This window comes from Vibrio comitans (genome assembly GCA_024346835.1).
Taxonomy (GTDB): Bacteria; Pseudomonadota; Gammaproteobacteria; order Enterobacterales; family Vibrionaceae; genus Vibrio; species Vibrio comitans.
In genome coordinates this window covers 230,980-246,233 of record AP024867.1, presented here as the reverse complement: position 1 = coordinate 246,233, position 15,254 = coordinate 230,980, and the positions used below count along the sequence as shown (strand labels likewise).

The window sequence follows — 15,254 nt, the reverse complement described above, 5'->3', positions numbered from 1 at the left end:
AAGGCCTAGTTTCGCTGGAATGTCGAAATTAGGCCTTTAGAAATTTTATACGACACTATGCGTTGACCGGTGCCCTCATCCTCAGATTAACTATGTGTTGACCAATGATTAAATGCAGCTGTCCATCTTGCCCAATCAAGTCATCAAAGCAAGTAAGGGTAAAACTCAGCTCATTTGAATTTAATGAAACCAAGCCCGCTTGGTCCACATTTAAGCTCACCTTATCTTGTGACTCATCTAACTCTACAAAGCGACTCACATCAAGGCTCTCTCCATCAACCAAGATAGTGGCACTACCTTGGTACTCTTCACTAGGTACCTGCGAAAAATACAGGCTTAAGAAGCTTAGTTTTTCGCTGTTTTGAATAACAAGATCTAGAGTACGACCATCATTGGTAAATCCTTCAATTTTATTTAACCCTCCTAAATTTTCATTTGTTGTAGGGTAAATAACCTCGGCTTGTTCACTCTCTAGTCGAGCATACAGTGTCTTTAGCTCCTCTGTATCGGCGGGTAGATTGGTTCTATCCACTCCGAATGTGCTGACAATGCTCTCTATCAACTGTTGCGCTTCCTGATATTGAATATCTTGAAAGGTCTCATAGGCCTCGCTTTGAGTTTTACTCCATGCTGCCCCGTCGCGCTCGGCTTGTTCGAAGGCTTTTTCCATCTCCGCCTGCTGGATATCTGCAAGCTCTTGTTCTGATTGGGCATAGAGTTTGTTTTGTTCGGTTTCGTGCTCTAAGGTTGCGGCGCGATCTGCAAGGTTTTGACCTGGCTGATTCGCTATGGCATCGTGCTCTGACTGTGCGATTTGCTCACTGATACGCTCATGCTCATTCCACGCATTTGCTTCTCGTTCTGCTTTGGCAAAGGCTTCATCCGCCTGAGTTTTCTTCACCTGAGCATCTATCTGTGCGAACTCTGCATCAGATTGAGCCGTGGCTTGATTACGTTGCGCTTCAAGTGCAAGGGTTGCTCCGCGCTCTGCAACACTCTGACCTGGTTGATTCGCTATGGCATCGTGCTCTGACTGTGCAATTTGCTCACTGATACGCTCATGCTCATTCCACGCATTTGCTTCTCGTTCTGCTTTGGCAAAGGCTTCATCCGCCTGAGTTTTCTTCACCTGAGCATCTATCTGTGCGAACTCTGCATCAGACTGAGCTGTCGCCTGATTACGCTGGGCTTCAAGGGTTAAGGTCGCTCCGCGCTCTGCAACACTCTGACCCGGTTGGTTCGCTATGGCATCGTGCTCTGACTGTGCTATTTGCTCACTGATACGCTCATGCTCATTCCACGCATTTGCTTCTCGTTCTGCTTTGGCAAAGGCTTCATCCGCCTGAGTTTTCTTCACCTGAGCATCTATCTGTGCGAACTCTGCTTCAGACTGAGCTGTCGCCTGATTACGCTGGGCTTCAAGGGTTAAGGTCGCTCCGCGATCTGCAACGCTTTGACCTGGCTGACGCGCAATTGCTTCATGTTCACTTTGAGCTAGTGAACGAGCCGCTACTCTGTGAGCATGGCTCAATTTTTTAGTCTCAATTCCTTTAGAAACTGTCCTTTTTACTTGATGTTGTTGTACTGCTTGTTGAGCTGAGTGTGCGTTTGACTGAGCCTCTCTAGCCAAGGTTGCACCATGCTCCGAAATTGTTGCTCCATGGTCATCACGTGATCCAGACGCCAGCACAAATGGATTAGTACTGTCTTTAGGTATGCTTGGATATTTTACTATATTCGTTTGTTCACTGGCCTTATTGGTTATTTGGACTAGTCCATTTTTTTCCTCAGGTCGAGGAGCAGTGCTGTCGACGTTATCGATAGGTACACCAACTTCATGGGCGCCCCCATCTTTGGGTTTTGTATCGGCATTTTCCCCACCACAACCGACAAGTGAAGCGGTAATAATCATCGGAATCAATAACTTGTACATATATCTCTCCATCCATTGTTCAAAATACTTACTAAGTTACGAAGAACTTTTCGGTTCTTAGTTACCTTTAACTTGGATGAATAATGCTCGATTTATGATCATATAAATAGAGTTACATAATTACTTTTCATTTTTGGTGTATACCAAATTTCGAGGTAACTGCTGAATAGAACCTTGTTGTTCAAATCAGAATGTGGAGTTTTATGATGATTATGCATTTGGCGTGGTAGTTTGCTAAAGCAGGGAGAGCTATGAGATTAACTCTGAGCCAGTTATGCAGTATGACGATTTCATGATGGCTCGCATCATGGCCTTGAATGGCTATGGGGTGGGTCTATTACTTACCTCTCTGTATCGAGAGCACTGATTCCAAGACTTGAAGATATTGCTATCCGAATGGATAGTACAGGGGAAAAGTTTTTGTATGGTGTATCAGGAAAGGGTAAATCTGCTACAAAAATTCAAGCTGATTATTGAGTTTATTAAAGAGAGGCAAGGCTGGGTTGAAATCATACCTAGCCCCTCTAAATAGTGCTAATTAGTCGCGCGCCTCAGAGCGAGAGTAAACGATCAGGCCAATGGTGGCCACCACACAAGAGAGTGCGAAAGAGGTGATGTTCGCTGGCACAAAACCATACAGTGCATAACCGGTTCCGGCGATAGCTAGTAGTACAAAAACAGGTAACGCAGGTACGCGGATCAGACGCTTGGCATCGGGCTGTGTTTTACGCAAACGCCATACGCCCAAGAACAGCACAGCGTAGATGATCCACATGAGCGCGATAGGTAAGTCGCCGTATAGATCAAAGATACCTGCATGGATACCTGTACCAGCAAGTGTGAAACCTGCCGTCATGTAAAGCGCCAACAATGCCAACATAGTTAACCCTGAACGCACAGGTAGGTTAGTACGAGTAGATACCGTTAGTAATGCTTGTGAACCGATAAAGTTACGACGCATAGCCAAAGAATAAGGCATACGCATACCCAGTAACATCAATCCGTTAAACCCACCTAAAGCGGAGATAACGATAAAGAATGAAAGCGTTCTACCTAGGCTTTCACCAAATAGCAGGTTAGCAACCTCTGATACACCCATCTCACCGTTTGCATAAGACGCGCCTTCAGCCACAGAGAGTAAGCCCAATGTAAACATCACGTATACCAAGCCAATGATGGCAAGACCGCCAACCATAGCAAGAGGCAAGTTACGTTGTGGGTTCTTGATTTCGTGAGCAATAGTGGTGACGAAGATCCAACCATCAAATGCAAATAGTACTGGAATCATCGCTGCAGCAATTGCGGCAGCAAAGCTCACCTCTGAAACCGAAGCAATGGCATCAGCAGAGGCGGTTACGGCCTCTCCTTGGTAGAAAAAGCCAAACAGTGCAATACCAAGAAGTGGAATGAGCTTAATTAGAGTAGCGATACGTTGCAGTAGGCCGCCTAAAGATTCAGCTAAAAGGTTAGCCGCCGCAAAGGTAACAAAATACAGCGCAGAAAGACCAGCCAGTACAGGTAATGTCGGTTCAATCTGCAAAAATGCGCAAGTAAATACCGCTGAGTAATAAAGGATAACAGCAAGAATGAGCGGTATATAAAGAACGGTTTGTACCCAACCAACGAAGAATCCAAAGCGCTCGCCCCATGCAGTTTCACTGAACGACATCAGTCCGCCAGTTTTAGAGCCCATTGATGCAATCTCTGAGATTACAATCGCTGCAACTGTGGTCAATAATGCAGCCAAAACCCAAGCGATAACAGCATAGGTACCATTACCACCAGTGGCTTGCAGGACAGGACCTGCTTTAAAGAAAATGCCAATACCGACTACGATACCAACAACCAGTGACACTGCCGTACCTAAACCGTATTTAGGTTGTAACTTCTCGTGCACTTTCACTACCTCAATTAACTTCTAGCAAAAATCTTGAGTGTTAAAACTCAAGCAATATATTCAAAGGCGAGCAGTTTAGACTAACTGAAAAAAAATGCGACCATAGTTATATAAGATAGTTAGTGATTGCCGTTGTTGTAGATAGATCTGGTTAGTTTTTAACAAGAACAGAACAGGAAGGAACCATTTAAGAAGTTTTCTATCGAATAAAAGACTGAGCCTGATTGATGCTACTGATGACTTTAGCCCTATCAACGCCCAAACGGTCAGAATCTAAGATCATTGTCCAATGGACTATAGCTTGCTCATATCTCGCACTCATAAAATGATCTGAAGCTATCAGTTGCAGTGCTGTTTCGTTGAATGGATCCATCTCTAGAGTTATGTCTAATAAACGGCGTACATCAGCTGTGATAGTTTGTGAGTGTTGATAATACTGGGCGGTGGCTAGAGCGGAAAATTGCCCTGCATAAGGGACTTTAGAAAGCCTTATTGCATAATCAAAGCAGGTCGTTGCGGAGTCAAATTCATATTGACTCATATAAAGCTGACCCAGTTCGAACCATGCGTCCGCATCGTTAGGGTTGTCAGTGAGATGTTGCTGTTTGTCCTCCATCACTTGTTCAATGGTGAGAGGCGCTTTAGCAAAAGCAGGGGAAGGTAACTCATTTTTTAGGACAAGCCAAACACCAGATGCCAAAGTAAAAACAGTCACAGTTGCCAAACTAGAAAAGGTAAGACTGGCAGTATTTGACAGCTGTTTTCGCAGCGCTGCATAGAGTATGCCCGCTGTGATTAAGACCAAGCTGAATAATATAGCCGCCGTACTTTGCATTGATTCTCCTGTGACAATGAGGCTCCGGAATTATCGGAGCCTCGGTTAGGTTGTTATAGTAGCCAGCCTATTTCAAGTGAAGTTTAATAACTGGCTTCACGTGCTTGCGCTTCTTCTTCCCATTTTGGTACGACAGTCTTCAAGAAGTGTTCTTTCTCTGCATTCATCGCATCCATATCCATACCAAGAGCCGCTTGTGCTTTCTCTTTGGTGGAAATATCAGGGATTTGTACTGGGTCTGTAACACCTTTCTTCGCAAGAAGTCGAATAGTCTTCGTTCTTGCGTCTGCTGCTCTATCAACAGCCGTACCTAGAACTTCTAGTGCAATCTCAGGAGCGTGCATGTGTACGCCATGTGATGCGATAGCGTAATCCCAGCGCCATTGAGCGTGACGAATATCTTGTAGGATAGGTGCCATCTCTTGCTCTGTCGCCCCTGCATCCCAAGCTGCTTTGGCCTCAAAGTGAGCGGCAACAATCTGCTTCTCAGCGGTCAATTTCATGTTCAGCACTTGCGCTTTACGTGTTGAAACTATGCCCTGAAGCTGATCTTTGCTCTGAGTGTGACAATTTGCACACGTATCTTCGAAGCGATCGAATGGGTTACCAATCTTATGATCGGTATAAACCGTGCCATCTTCTTTTTCGACTTTAGGCATATGACAGTCAACACATACGACGTTGTTCTTGCCATGAATACCATCACGCCAAGTCTCGTAGCCTGGGTGCTGAGCTTTTAGCATTGGGGCTTTAGACACGCCATGGGTCCAATCTGCAAAGCCAAGAGCATCGTAGTAAAGTTCCATTTCACCGACACTGGTGCCCATATCCCAAGGGAATTTAACGGCATTTTTAGCGTCTTTCACGAAGTAGTACTCAACGTGGCATTGCGCACAAACGCTAGCTTGTTGGTCTAAACGAGATTGCTCTTCGAAAGGCTTGCCGATGGCTTGCATAGCGCGATCGACATACGGACGGGTAATGGCTAGCTCAGGCTCACCATTTTTGAATTTTTCACTACCAGTATCGTGACAGTCAGAACAGCCTATAGGGTTAACAATTTCGCCACCAAGACGAGCCCATTTACCTTCAAAGTATCCATCTTCTCCGCGCTCATCGATTACTCGAGCAACATCAGGACTTTTACAGCTCCAGCATGCCATCGGCATAGGCCCTGATTCTGCATCAGTAGGTCCACCAGTACGCAAGGTTTGTCTTACGTCATCAACCGCATAGAAGTGGCCACGTGCTTTGTTGTAATCTTTGGCAAAGCCGTAACCTGCCCATAGGATGACCATATTAGGGTCGCCAGCAAGCGCGTCGTCTATTTCTTCACTTTCGCTGGTGGCTTTCCAGCTATGGTATTGATCGGGATGTGCTTCTTCGAATGCTTGATTACGCGGATCAATGCGCACTCCATCCTCGGCAGTCGCAAAAGCACTGCAGGTCAAAAGACCTAACAAAGCTAAAGGCGCGAAAAACCCTAGTTTCCACTGTTTGTTCACAATGCTATCTCCATATTCTCATTTTATGAATTGCGTTGTGGGGCAGCTTCCTAAAAGAATTGGAGGTGGAGCCTATACGGTGGATCAATATAGACAACGGGGTAAGTGTAAGTGAAAAATAAAGGCCCACATGAGCCAATAGGATTTAAATTGATCTAGATCAATTTACACTATAGGTGTAGATCACAAAGATGAACTTATATGTAAATAATAGTTAATGAGATTTATTATCACTTGAAAATCAATGACTTACATACTTGCGGTCTGAAGATATTAGTCGATCTGTGTCACTAATATGTATCAAATTGTTCGTTATGTAGCACATTAGTTACTATTATTATGGCGTAAAGCGTTGTGGCTTATCCTAATTAAGAATTGATTGCACTTGGCTTCAATAATATTGAGCTGAGAGTTGTTAATTAGTGGTCGAAATAAATTGATTCTATTTCGATTTAAGGAAAGGATACGATGGGCAATATTAAATTGACCATAGCCACAATGCTTCAAGCCTTATTAGCGCTGTGTCTATTTGGTTATTCTATTAATGCTTTGGCCAATGATGGTGTCCCTAGTGATTCAGCGACATCAGAGCGCTTTAAAGTAGAGTTGATACGAGACAAAGATTACAAATGTACTCAATGTCATAAAGACTCTAAACACACTTTAGCTGGATCTCATGGACAAAATGTCATCGATGCTATCGGCAAAGAAGCCAACTGCACCGACTGTCATAGCAACATCGGGCCAGATCACCGCGACGGCGGATCAACCGTCATCAAATACTCTGATGCTCAGTCTCAAGTAGGGACAGATAAGCAACAGCTATCCCCTGAAATGATACTTAAGGCAAACAGCACTTGTATGGATTGCCATACTCCTGAAAGCCTACGAGAATCAAGCTGGACACATGATGTACACGCCAAGAACTTAACTTGTTCTAACTGCCACACGGTTCATGGAACCGATGCCAAGGTCTTGTCTTATGACCATAAGGCCATCGTTGGTATGTGTGTAGATTGTCATTCAGACTTCAACCACAAGCGTGAAGAGTAGGAGATGATATGAGTTGTTCTAGAAGAAACTTCATAGCAGGCGCAGGCGCCGTCATCTTTACTACGGGCGTTGGCACGACGACAGCTTTATCTAGTCGGAACTCGTTTGCCAGTGGCGAAGAAGAGGCGAAGATCAAATACGGCATGCTACATGATGAAAATGCCTGTATTGGCTGTACTGCGTGTACTGAGGCATGCCGAGAGGTGAATAATGTTCCCGAGGGAGTCAGTCGTTTAGAGATTGAGCGCTCTGATCCTATAGGTGAATTTCCTAACGTAGAGTATCGATTTACTCGAGATTCTTGCCAACATTGTGAAAACCCTCCTTGTGTGTATGTTTGCCCGACAGGCGCAGCCTACAAAGATGAAAAAACAGGGATCGTTGATGTCCACAAAGAGAAATGCGTAGGTTGTGGCTACTGCTTAGCAGCATGTCCATATCAAGTGCGGTTCTTTCATCCTGAAAATAAATCAGCTGATAAATGTAACTTCTGTCGTGATACCAATCTTGCTGAAGGTAAGCAACCTGCTTGTGTTGAAAGTTGCCCAACCAGCGCATTGGTATTCGGTGATCTGAACGATCCTAGTAGTAATATCAACCAAGCAATTCAGGCCAAGCCAGTTTATCGTGACAAGGTCACTTTGGGCACCAAGCCTCAACTGTATAAAGTGCCGTTTGATAAGGGGGAGGTGTAACATGAACAGTGCATTTCATTTCGACTCTTTGGTGTGGGATTGGATCATTGCCATCTATCTTTTCCTCGCAGGGATGTCCGCAGGTGCGGTAATTGTTGGTTTATACCTTAAACGCAAGGTCATCACGGGTGACGCATCGGAAAATGGCATCATGAAAGCCATCGCTTGGCTCGCGCCATTTGGCATTATTGTGGGCCTATTGATATTGGTATTCCACTTAACTAAACCTCTAGATTTCTGGAAGATCATGATCTATTACAACCCGACGTCGGTGATGTCGATGGGTGTGATTTTATTCCAGGTCTACATGGCGGTATTGTTTGTCTGGATAGGCATCATCTTTAGAACCACCATCATGAACTTCTTAGGGGGCAAGTTTCAGTTTGTTGATGGCTTGCTTGTTAAGTTCAAAACCTTCGAGAATGGCATCGAGTTGTTTCTTGGATTTTTAGCAATTGCTCTAGCAGCCTACACTGGATTCTTACTGTCGGCGCTGCAAACCTATCCAATGCTCAACAATCCTGTACTACCGATCCTTTTCTTGTTTTCTAGTTTGTCATCAGGCGCAGCGGCGTGTTTGTTATTTGGCATACTGGTGTTTAAAGAGGATGCACATAGCTCCAGTGTGGCTTGGATTCATAGCTTTGAACGTCCAGTGGTGCTGTTTGAGCTGTTTGTTCTTGTGACATTTTTCACCGGCCTTATCTTTACCGGTGGACAGCACGAAGCGGCGGCTTGGAATGCCATAGGTGGTGGATTCTGGTCTAATTGGTTCTGGTTTGGCGTGGTGGGCATTGGTATGTTGTTGCCATTGGCCATGAACTACTTTAGCCCTTCTAGCACCAAGCATAATCATGGTTTTATTTTGACGGTCACTAGTCTGAGCTTGATTGGTGTATTGATGCTACGTACATTTGTGTTGTATGCAGGACAAATGACGGTTATTTAGATTCCGTCTGAACAAACCCCAGGTAATTTGAATTCGTTCGAGTTACTTGGGTTTATTTTTATAGGGAATGAGATGCTAGCGAATCTAGGGTTGTTTTGCTTGATCCTAACGGCAGTCATCAGCAGTTGCGGTGCCGCAGTAGGGCTTTATAGCCTTTCGCAGAGCAAGCAAATTGCTGTGCTTGCGGTTCTCTCTCGTTCTTTTTCCAATATAGTCTTCCTTTTTGCTGGCTTGTCACTGTTATTATTGAGTTATGCGTTTGCCACTGATGACTTCTCACTGTCTTATGTCTCTGATAACTCTAACAGCGCATTAGCTTTGCCATTTAAGATCGCAGCAACCTGGGGTGGCCACCAAGGTTCAATGTTGTTTTGGGTTGCCATAATTGCAGGCTGGGCTGTATTGGTTTCCAGAAAAAATAATAGTGTGAGTGACTTTCATGCTAGTTGGCTGATGCTGGTTCTGGTGTCTATTTTTAGCTGGTTTACTCTGCTTGCTTCTAATCCTTTTACTATGAATGAGGTCCTGCCACTTGAGGGGAGAGACCTCAATCCTATGCTACAAGATATAGGGCTTATCATTCATCCTCCCTTACTGTATGTCGGTTATGTTGGATTTGCTTCTGTGCTGGCGCTAACCTGCGGCTACTTGATAGAGGCAAAGGCTGAAGGCGAGCTTTTTGAGCGATTAACGCGGCATACCTTATTAGCATGGGTCTTCTTAAGTGCAGGCATTATCCTTGGTGCGGGATGGGCTTATTACGAGCTAGGATGGGGCGGTTGGTGGTTCTGGGATCCGGTTGAAAACGCTTCCCTTTTGCCTTGGTTAACGGCGACGGCGTTAGTGCATTCGGTAATTGCGAGTCGAAAGCAAGGGCAGCTAAAACTGTGGACGTTTTCGCTAGCGATAGTGACTTTTTGTCTTAGTATATTGGGTACTTTTATTGTTCGCTCCGGTGTATTGACCTCAGTGCATGCATTTGCAGTTGATCCCAGTAAAGGGCTGACATTGCTGGGGATTTTGAGCTTGGTATTTATAAGCGCCTATGTTTTGCTTATCAATCGAGCCGCGTCAATTAAGTCCAATACTATCTCGGGGTTTTCTAGTAAAAATACCTTTATCTTGTGGGCACTCAATCTTTTTGTATTAGCAACGGCGATTGTCCTTCTCGGTACATTTTATCCCATGCTGTACCAATTATTTGGTTTAGGTAACATCTCTGTCGGCGCGCCTTACTTCAACTTATTGTTTGCGCCATTGACCATTATTGCGCTAACAGCAATGGCATTAAGCCCACTACTCAAATGGCAGGCAAAGTCGGGTGATTTCCCTAGAAAGCTGGCATCAATTACGGTGTCAGTGAGTGGCTTTCTGTCTCTAGTGTTTATCCATTACTACACCAACCAAGACAGTGAGGTCGCAGCCACATGGTCTACCTATGCGTTTATCACTACCTGGGTTGCGACTTGGCTAATTGTGACTCACGTTCTTCGCTGCTTGCGAGTGCGAAAAAAAGAATATAGGTACAAGATTTATCTCGTTTCAATTGCTCATATTGGTGTAGCGTTACTGGCTTTTGGAGCCAGTATGAATAGCTACTATTCTTACGAACTGACCGCCAAGCTCGGTCCAAAAAGTAGCGTGCAGTTTGGCGACTACAACATCAATTATCAGCAAACCGAACTCTACGTTGCGCCGAATTTCACCGCTGAGCAAGCTGTCATTGAGATTACTGATAACTCGGGGAATAGCCTGATAGCAAGACCTGAGAAGCGACATTATCCGGTTCGCGTCATGAACATGACTGAGCCCTCTTTGACGCCATATTGGAATGGCGATGTTTATATCACCCTCGGAGAAAAGCTAGATCCTCAACATTACGCTGTGCGAATTCAATTTAAGGCCTTTATTCGCTGGATTGGTATGGGAGGTCTGTTGGTGGTCTTCGCCGGTATTGGGTTACTTGTCCGCGGAGTATTGGTTAAGCAATTTAATCCGCGCAGCAAAAGAGCAATAACGCGGAGATATCAAACATGAGATTATTTGGGCGTTTAATGGTGTTGCTGACATTGAGCCTTTGCTATGCATCATCTGTTTTTGCTGCGGGTTATCAAACGATTTCTCATCCTGTCGATCTGTTTGAGTTTGATTCTGTGGCGCAGCAAAAGCAGGCGATTTATCTGGCTAAAACTTTGCGATGCCCCATGTGTCAGAATCAAAATTTAATCGAATCTAATTCGGCGGTGGCTAAGGACATTCGACTTAGAGTGTTTGAATTGATTAAGGCAGGAAAATCCGAAGATGAGGTCAAAGAGTATATGGTGGAGAGATACGGTGAGCATGTACTCTATCAGCCCTCATTTAGTATCAAGAATGCCATGCTGTGGGGGATCCCTATCGTACTAGGACTATTTATGATTGGTTTTAGTGTTGGGCATATCAAACGAACGATACGAGGCATAGATTGAGGCAGCAGTACCATTTTAGGCGCTCTATTGATGGCAAGCTTTTGATCTGGGATGTGATTAAACTTGTTAAGATGGCGCAAGGGATGCCAGTAGTTAGCGTGCCCCTAGATACAATTCAAGAGTTAGATGAGGCCTTTTGGTATGATCTTGGCGGTGCTAAACCAACCTGTCGCAATATTGCGGAACATGCCAAACTCATTCAGCAAACAGACCTAAAATATCCCATTATCTTGTGCCATGAAGGGCGGGTAATGGATGGTATGCATAGGGTTTGTAAGGCCTTGATGCAAGGCGCGACTCATATTATGGCAGTGCAGTTTGCGAAACCTATCCCGCCTCATTTCATTGACGTTGACCCAGAGACACTCACTTACTAACCCTCGTATAACTCTAGAGGTAAATCATCAGGGTCTTTAAAAAAGGTAAAGAGTTTACCTGTAAACTCATCCACGCGTACCGCTTCTACTTCAATCTTATTTTCTTCTAGATGTTTGATACAACTATCTAAATCATCGACTTTAAAAGCCAAGTGTCTCAACCCCTGAGCTTCAGGTGTGCTTGGGCGTTTTGGTGGCGAAGGGAAAGAAAACAGCTCAATTTGCGTTCCATCAGGCAAGGCTAGATCAAGCTTGTAAGAGTCTCTATGCGCTCGATAGTTCTCAGCGATGATATTTAACCCAAGAATATGCGTGTAGAAGTGTTTTGATGTTTGATAATCGCTACAGATGATGGCGACGTGGTGGGTACCCTTTAGCATGGCGAACTCTAAGTCGTTGTTATGACTTCATTCTAACACGAATAAAAAAGCTCAGCCGCAAGGGCTGAGCAAAGTCTCTAACAAGCAGAGAGGAATAACGTGGAATGATTATTTCTTGTTCATCTCATCAATTTGCTTTTGAAGCTGGTCGATTTGATTTAGTTTTGCCTTCACACCCAATGACGTTTGGCTGATTGCCGCAGGGTTTAGTACTTGACCTTCTTGACGAGGGTACTGTCCTAGCGTTGCAAAGAACTTACCAAGTTCATCTTGAACAGGTACGAATAACCACATGTTGTCCGCCATCCAGCGTAAGTACATACCTGATTCGTGTGGCGCCTTCTCAAATGGGTCAGCACGCAGGTGAATGATCTTCGGCCAGTTAGACTCAAAGCGCACCGCATCGGTGATGTTGCCTTCTAGGGTTGCGAAGTGCAGTTTCCAATCATTCCAACGGATAGCGTTTAGCTCGCCATTAGCGGTGAAGTAAAGTAGTGACTCACGAGGACCTTTTTCTTGCTTACCTTCAAAGTAAGGCATGAAGTTGTAGCCATCGATATGTACGCGCCACTCTTTGCCGTTAGACGTGTAACCTTCAGCAAGCTTCTCTTTCACATCTGGAACACCAGCTGCCGCCATGATAGTTGGCAACCAATCTTGGTGCGCCATCATGTCGTTGTAGCGAGAACCTGGTTCAATCACGCCAGGCCAGCGCACAAGTTGAGGAACACGCATACCGCCTTCCCAAGTAGTACCTTTCTCGCCGTAGAATGGTGTAGCACCACCATCTGGCCAAGACACTGTTTCTGCACCGTTATCGGTTGAGTAGATAACGATGGTGTTGTCAGCAATACCTAAATCGTCAAGCTTATCCAGCAGAATACCAACGTGATCATCGTGCTCTAGCATGCCATCGGCATAGATGCTGATGCCTGACTTACCTTGGTATTTCTCTTGAAGGCGAGTCCAAACGTGCATACGTGTGGTGTTGTGCCAGATAAAGAAAGGCTTGTCCGCTTTTACTGCTTTTTCCATGAAGGCGAGTGAAGAATCAAGGAATTCTTCATCAGCGGTTTCCATGCGCTTACGCGTCATTGGGCCGGTATCTTCAATGCGACCATCAGCGTAAGACTTAATTACACCACGCGGGCCATAATTTTTGCGAAACTCAGGGTCTTTAGGGTAGTAGTAAGTCTCAGGCTCTTCTTCCGCATTCAAGTGGTATAGATTGCCAAAGAACTCGTCGAAGCCATGTTTTGTCGGTAGATGTTGGTCTTGGTCACCAAGGTGGTTTTTACCAAACTGAGCGGTCATGTAACCTTGGTCTTTCAATAGATCAGCAATGGTTGGTGCCCAGTCAGGAATGCCGTGAGTAGAACCCGGCATACCGATAGTCAATAAACCAGTACGGAATGGTTCTTGGCCAGTAATAAACGAGGCACGACCCGCTGTACATGATTGCTGACCGTAGTGGTCGGTAAACAGTGCACCTTCACTGGCAATACGGTCGATGTTAGGGGTTTCATAGCCCATCATGCCTTGGTTGTATGCGCCGATATTCCATAGGCCAATATCATCACCAAAGATGGCAAGGATATTTGGCTTGTCAGCGGCTACAGCTGACGCTGATGCTGCCAACATTCCTGCTGAAATAGCTAGTTTGCTGAATTGATTAGTCATTGAGACTCCATCACGTTTAGTAGGGAAAAGGATTGCGACAGTTCAGCGAAGCGGAATTGGGCTTTAGGTTGCAAGTGACTAACACTAACAAGCTGAAAAGGTTACTTATCTGAACTGTTGTTGGCACATAATGTAATTTTCAAGATGAAGGTTGTCGCTTTATAGACTGTATAACCTTTGGTAATAAGCTAAGGGTCGGCTTTGTCAATGCAGTGAGAGCGTAACGAGAAATGCCTTGTATACGAGGGTCTCAGAAGACTGAGTAATAAGAAGTGGCTGAATTAGTATCATTTTGTAGCAATATTTACTGTCACAAATTTTGAGATAAGCATCAAATAATGACATCAACATTATCTAGCCTCATACACAACAAGTAGAATAGCGCCACATTCCTACACCACTAAGCCTTTCCAAGCACAATGAAAAAATACCTACTGATTGCAGTTATCACCGCCACCGCCGGGATCTCAGCATTTTCCCTTCATACCTCAGAAAAAGAAGCGCCGACACAGTCACATGCTCTAACAGTGGATACCACATTTGCAGGTCAGGACACCCTAGAGCGCAGCGTTCATATGTTGGGCAATACGTTTGCTCACCAATCGGTAGAGATAAAGCCAGAAGAGAAAGGAAAGGTCTCAAAGGTTTTAGTGAAGTCTGGAGATGAAGTTAAGAAAGGGCAATTGCTATTTCTGCTTGATGATAGGCATCAGCGCGCTGTTGTGCAGCGAGAAGCAGCAAACTTGAAAGAGCTTCAACGCCAACATAGTAACTTACTTCGGCTGTTACCTAACGGCGCCGTTCCACAAGGGGATGTCGACGCCGCACTTGCTAATGTTGAAATGCAAAAGGCAGAGCTAGAGCTGGCCAAAGCGACGCTGCAAGACAAGCGAGTGAGCGCTCCATTTTCAGGAACATTGGGCTTAGTGGATATTACTGTTGGGCAAAATGTTGAGAGTGAAACGGTACTGACCACACTTGATGATTCTAGCTATCTTAGATTGAATGTCGCCCTTCCTGCTAAATATTTGCGTCAACTTAATATTGGGCAAACCACTCATCTTTCAAGCATCGAAGGGGCTAAGTCTGTAAAGGCTACCTTGACCAGTTTGGACAGTCGCGTAAACAGTCAAACGCAAAATATCCAAGTGCAGTTTCGCATCGATAATGATGAAGCCGGCCTAACGCCAGGCAGTCTTGTGCTTGGTGAATTGCCACTGCCGACTCAGGCCGAAGTCACTGTTCCATTACAATCTGTGGTGTATCGAGGGCATGAACGCTTTGTGTATGTGGTGCAAGATAGCAAGGTAGAAAAACGTATCGTGACACTTGGTGAGCGCACAGGCGAGAAAGTACAAGTCCTAGAGGGGCTGACTGTTGGGGAGGAAATTGTTTATCGTGGGACAGTGAAGCTGCGAGAAAATGCACAAGTGGAAGTTATTGAAACGATAAACACACACCTGCCAAGTGGTGACGTTTAGC

The 15,254-nt window shown here is 45.0% G+C and carries 13 protein-coding genes; 7 read left to right on the top strand and 6 right to left on the bottom strand.

All coding sequences use genetic code 11. The annotated features are described in order from the left end of the window. Positions 1-55: 55 nt before the first annotated feature. From OCU46_RS14930 to nrfA, 4 genes are all read right to left on the bottom strand, one after another. Positions 56-1,933, bottom strand: a complete 1,878-nt coding sequence (locus tag OCU46_RS14930) for a coiled-coil domain-containing protein (protein WP_337972466.1) — start codon at positions 1,931-1,933, stop codon at positions 56-58. 538 nt (positions 1,934-2,471) lie between these two features. Beyond that, positions 2,472-3,830 carry an APC family permease gene (locus tag OCU46_RS14925; RefSeq protein WP_141272816.1) on the bottom strand — a complete coding sequence of 453 codons (1,359 nt, stop codon included), beginning with the start codon at positions 3,828-3,830 and terminating at the stop codon, positions 2,472-2,474. A gap of 199 nt (positions 3,831-4,029) precedes the next feature. Next, entirely contained in the window at positions 4,030-4,665 is a 636-nt protein-coding gene (locus OCU46_RS14920) for a TPR domain-containing protein (RefSeq protein ID WP_141272819.1), read from the bottom strand. 83 nt (positions 4,666-4,748) lie between these two features. Further along, positions 4,749-6,128 (bottom strand): ammonia-forming nitrite reductase cytochrome c552 subunit, encoded by a 1,380-nt coding sequence (gene nrfA / locus OCU46_RS14915; RefSeq protein ID WP_371858855.1) that lies wholly within the window; start codon positions 6,126-6,128, stop codon positions 4,749-4,751. A gap of 510 nt (positions 6,129-6,638) precedes the next feature. Here nrfA and nrfB point away from each other — a divergent pair. The 6 genes from nrfB to OCU46_RS14885 all read left to right on the top strand — a co-directional run bounded on the left by nrfB (position 6,639) and on the right by OCU46_RS14885 (position 11,712). Next, positions 6,639-7,223, top strand: a complete 585-nt coding sequence (gene nrfB / locus OCU46_RS14910) for a cytochrome c nitrite reductase pentaheme subunit (RefSeq protein WP_141272823.1) — start codon at positions 6,639-6,641, stop codon at positions 7,221-7,223. An 8-nt stretch (positions 7,224-7,231) separates the two neighbouring features. Next, on the top strand, positions 7,232-7,918 hold the full coding sequence (gene nrfC, locus OCU46_RS14905) for a cytochrome c nitrite reductase Fe-S protein (protein ID WP_141272825.1): 687 nt from the start codon (positions 7,232-7,234) through the stop codon (positions 7,916-7,918). Position 7,919: 1 nt separating this feature from the next. Then, on the top strand, positions 7,920-8,867 hold the full coding sequence (gene nrfD, locus OCU46_RS14900) for a cytochrome c nitrite reductase subunit NrfD (RefSeq protein WP_141272827.1): 948 nt from the start codon (positions 7,920-7,922) through the stop codon (positions 8,865-8,867). Positions 8,868-8,939: 72 nt separating this feature from the next. After that, a complete protein-coding gene (locus OCU46_RS14895; RefSeq protein WP_141272829.1) occupies positions 8,940-10,904 on the top strand; it encodes a heme lyase CcmF/NrfE family subunit in 1,965 nt (654 codons plus the stop codon). Continuing rightward, positions 10,901-11,335, top strand: coding sequence for a cytochrome c-type biogenesis protein (locus OCU46_RS14890; RefSeq protein WP_141272831.1), 435 nt, complete (start codon positions 10,901-10,903; stop codon positions 11,333-11,335). The genes OCU46_RS14895 and OCU46_RS14890 overlap by 4 nt, the downstream gene beginning before the upstream one ends. An 83-nt stretch (positions 11,336-11,418) precedes the next feature. Beyond that, complete coding sequence (locus OCU46_RS14885; RefSeq protein ID WP_244311451.1) at positions 11,419-11,712, top strand: hypothetical protein; 294 nt, start codon at positions 11,419-11,421, stop codon at positions 11,710-11,712. Here OCU46_RS14885 and gloA2 read toward each other — a convergent pair. Next, on the bottom strand, positions 11,709-12,092 hold the full coding sequence (gloA2, locus tag OCU46_RS14880; RefSeq protein WP_141272835.1) for an SMU1112c/YaeR family gloxylase I-like metalloprotein: 384 nt from the start codon (positions 12,090-12,092) through the stop codon (positions 11,709-11,711). The two genes, OCU46_RS14885 and gloA2, sit on opposite strands and share 4 nt — an antisense overlap. Positions 12,093-12,200: 108 nt before the next feature. Then, positions 12,201-13,772 carry an arylsulfatase gene (locus OCU46_RS14875; protein ID WP_141272837.1) on the bottom strand — a complete coding sequence of 524 codons (1,572 nt, stop codon included), beginning with the start codon at positions 13,770-13,772 and terminating at the stop codon, positions 12,201-12,203. Between the two features lie 419 nt (positions 13,773-14,191). On the opposite strand from OCU46_RS14875, the gene OCU46_RS14870 reads away from it, so the two are divergent. Next, positions 14,192-15,253: an efflux RND transporter periplasmic adaptor subunit gene (locus OCU46_RS14870; protein WP_141272839.1), complete on the top strand. Its 1,062-nt coding sequence runs from the start codon at positions 14,192-14,194 to the stop codon at positions 15,251-15,253. Position 15,254 lies beyond the last annotated feature (1 nt).

What these genes read in the sequence shown, in the direction of transcription:
- gloA2 (WP_141272835.1), bottom strand. Translation starts at nt 12,092, where the DNA reads ATGCTAAAGGGTACCCACCACGTCGCCATCATCTGTAGCGATTATCAA.
- OCU46_RS14885 (WP_244311451.1), top strand. Translation starts at nt 11,419, where the DNA reads ATGCCAGTAGTTAGCGTGCCCCTAGATACAATTCAAGAGTTAGATGAG.
- OCU46_RS14930 (WP_337972466.1), bottom strand. Translation starts at nt 1,933, where the DNA reads ATGTACAAGTTATTGATTCCGATGATTATTACCGCTTCACTTGTCGGT.
- nrfD (WP_141272827.1), top strand. Translation starts at nt 7,920, where the DNA reads ATGAACAGTGCATTTCATTTCGACTCTTTGGTGTGGGATTGGATCATT.
- OCU46_RS14920 (WP_141272819.1), bottom strand. Translation starts at nt 4,665, where the DNA reads ATGCAAAGTACGGCGGCTATATTATTCAGCTTGGTCTTAATCACAGCG.
- OCU46_RS14875 (WP_141272837.1), bottom strand. Translation starts at nt 13,772, where the DNA reads ATGACTAATCAATTCAGCAAACTAGCTATTTCAGCAGGAATGTTGGCA.
- OCU46_RS14890 (WP_141272831.1), top strand. Translation starts at nt 10,901, where the DNA reads ATGAGATTATTTGGGCGTTTAATGGTGTTGCTGACATTGAGCCTTTGC.
- nrfC (WP_141272825.1), top strand. Translation starts at nt 7,232, where the DNA reads ATGAGTTGTTCTAGAAGAAACTTCATAGCAGGCGCAGGCGCCGTCATC.
- OCU46_RS14870 (WP_141272839.1), top strand. Translation starts at nt 14,192, where the DNA reads ATGAAAAAATACCTACTGATTGCAGTTATCACCGCCACCGCCGGGATC.
- nrfB (WP_141272823.1), top strand. Translation starts at nt 6,639, where the DNA reads ATGGGCAATATTAAATTGACCATAGCCACAATGCTTCAAGCCTTATTA.
- OCU46_RS14895 (WP_141272829.1), top strand. Translation starts at nt 8,940, where the DNA reads ATGCTAGCGAATCTAGGGTTGTTTTGCTTGATCCTAACGGCAGTCATC.